General features: G+C 32.0%; 4 protein-coding genes. All 4 read right to left on the reverse strand.

Features of this window, described 5'->3' with window-relative positions; all coding sequences use genetic code 11:
• The coding region (locus tag A9G45_RS04990; RefSeq protein ID WP_141673614.1) for a hypothetical protein at positions 1-507 on the reverse strand (507 nt) is incomplete at its 3' end.
• Between the two features lie 14 nt (positions 508-521).
• Complete coding sequence (locus A9G45_RS04995) at positions 522-1,544, reverse strand: hypothetical protein (protein ID WP_065572372.1); 1,023 nt, start codon at positions 1,542-1,544, stop codon at positions 522-524.
• 100 nt (positions 1,545-1,644) lie between these two features.
• Positions 1,645-1,911 carry a hypothetical protein gene (locus tag A9G45_RS05000; protein WP_065568307.1) on the reverse strand — a complete coding sequence of 89 codons (267 nt, stop codon included), beginning with the start codon at positions 1,909-1,911 and terminating at the stop codon, positions 1,645-1,647.
• 70 nt (positions 1,912-1,981) lie between these two features.
• Positions 1,982-2,617, reverse strand: a 636-nt coding sequence (locus A9G45_RS14380; protein ID WP_176701655.1) for a hypothetical protein, incomplete at its 5' end; no start/stop codon positions are given.

The raw sequence follows: 2,617 nt of genomic DNA on the forward strand, positions 1-2,617 counted from the left end.
ATCTGTTTCTGCATAATCTAAATAGCGTGATTCAATCCTTTTACATGCATTATTTTCCCACTCCAGATACCAAGTTCTATCGCCAGTTGTTTCGGTAATATCAATATGTTTTTCTTCGTACCTTTTTATTCGACCTGTACCATCAGGATGATAACTAATATCTTTTACAATCCAACCGTTAATACATAGTGATTCACCTAATACAAATCCTGAAGAGTAATCATAAAATAAACCAGTAAAAGGCTTACCGTGATAAGTATAAGGAATATCATTCATTTCATAATCAAAGTCACCACTATGTAGCAATTCATAATCGACTTTTACCATACCGTTAGTTCCAAAAAAGCCATAATCTCGACTACCAGTAACAATACCGTCGGTAATTTCATATACTTGATAAAGTTGATTATCTCGATGATCGTAAGCTTCGCCATTAAATGGCGTATCGTTATAAAAGTAGTCATTACTGCGCTTTTCTAGTTGATTGAGTTCTATTCTGACTATCATGATTTTTTAATCTGTTAAGTAAGCTGTTGTTTTAAATCATCGGGTAAGAATTCTTGAAAATAATCGATTCTGCCGTCATTAAAGGTTATTTTTATATTGCTATTTTGTTGTAGGGCAAATAATGCGAGTGCTTGCGCTTGATATTGCTGTTTTTGTTTTTCGGCAGCAACGAGGTCTATTTTATAGACGGAAGATTCTTTACATTTTAATGTCTGTAAAGAAGGTAATTGAGCTAATCTAGCAAAGGTAGAATATTCAATATTTGTGTAGGATAACTCTAACTGCGTTATTTGATTTAAGAGCCCGCGATCTAACAGTTGGTTAAATAATGAATCCTCAATTGACCAGATAGAGAGGTTATCGGCAAAAATATCCTGTTTTGCCAATAAATCATCAAAGGTTTTAAAATCAAGACCAAGATCATCTCGAGGCACTAATAGTGAGACATAAGCATAATCATTCTCAATAATTGCTTGTTTAATCTGTTTTTGCTCATTGAAATGTAATTCTAAATTACCTGAATGATCTGTTTCTGCATAATCTAAATAGCGAGATTCAATCCTTTTACATACATTATTTTCCCACTCCAGATTCCAAGTTCTATCGCCAGTTGTTTCGGTAATATCAATGTCATTTTCTTCATAACTGCCCATTCTGCCAGTCCCATCCGGTATAAAACCAATAGATTTAACCTCCCAGCCATCAATATTTAATGATTCTCCAAGAACAAATCCAAAACGATATTCATAACATATTCCTGTAAAAGGCTTTCCTTGATAATAACAACGTATCTGATTCATTTCATAATCAAAATATTCTGCACTGGTTAACAAATCATAATCGACCTTTATCATACCATTGGCTTCAAATACACCATAATCCCGACTACCTGTAATAACGCCATCGGTGATTTCATATACTTGATAAAGTTGATTATCTCGATGATCGTAAGCTTCGCCATTAAATGGCGTATCGTTATAAAAGTAGTAATTACTGCGCTTTTCTAGTTGATTGAGTTCTATTCTGACTTTCATCATATGGGAACCTTAATCTTTTTATATTATCAACACCTAATGTTCAAGATTTAGTATAGGTTATATTTTTGCTGTATCCAATTACAAAAAGGCAATATGATTGTTATAAACTTTTCTTTATATGTGGATAAATAAGTGCATTGATTTCCTCATCAGAGTATACGCCTCCTCCCATACAAAAAGCACCTGGTAACTCTTTTATTTGACAAAAAGATAAATGATACGCTTGCATAAAATAATTTATTACAAGAAAAGAATTAAAGTCACTAGAATCAACTCTATCCTTGATTAACTTTATTAAAAAATTAATCTCTTTACCTTTTTTAGCATTTTCTCTTAATAGTTCTAATAATTCTTCATTTAAATTCATTTTATAATCTCATTTTTGAATTTGGCTTTGCATATCAAGCAACGATGATTCAATCATGATTTTTAATCTATTAAGTTAGTTGATGTTTTAAATCATCGGGTAAGAATTCTTGAAAATAATCGATTCTGCCGTCATTAAAGGTTATTTTGATATTACTATTTTGTTGTAGGGCAAATAAGGCAAGCGCTTGTGCTCGATATTGCTGTTTTTGTTTTTCGGCACGAACAAGATCCGTTTGATATATGGAGGCTTCTTTACATTTTAATGTTTGTAAAGAAGGTAACTCAGCTAATCTTGCAATGGTTGAAAGTTCAATTTTAGTTTTATATAACTCTAATTGTTTAACCTGATTTAACAGTCCACGATCTAACCATTGGTTAAATAATGAATCCTCAATTGACCAGATAGAGAGGTTATCGGCAAAAATATCCTGTTTTGCCAATAAATCATCAAAGGTTTTAAAATCAAGACCAAGATCATCTCGAGGCACTAATAATGAGACATAAGCATAATCACCCTCAATAATTGCTTGTTTAATCTGTTCTTGTTCATTGAAATGTAATTCTAAATTACCTGAATTATCTGTTTCTGCATAATCTAAATAGCGTGATTCAATCCTTTTACATGCATTATTTTCCCACTCCAGATACCAAGTTCTATCGCCAGTTGTTTCGGTAATATCAATATGTTTTTCTTCGTACCTTTT

Origin of the sequence: Gilliamella sp. HK2, assembly GCF_001690265.1 — a bacterium.
GTDB lineage: Bacteria > Pseudomonadota > Gammaproteobacteria > Enterobacterales > Orbaceae > Gilliamella > Gilliamella apicola_C.

Bases quoted from the DNA above. Each gene is read 5' to 3' on its own strand.
- A9G45_RS05000 (WP_065568307.1), bottom strand. From the start codon at position 1,911: ATGAATTTAAATGAAGAATTATTAGAACTATTAAGAGAAAATGCTAAA.
- A9G45_RS04995 (WP_065572372.1), bottom strand. From the start codon at position 1,544: ATGATGAAAGTCAGAATAGAACTCAATCAACTAGAAAAGCGCAGTAAT.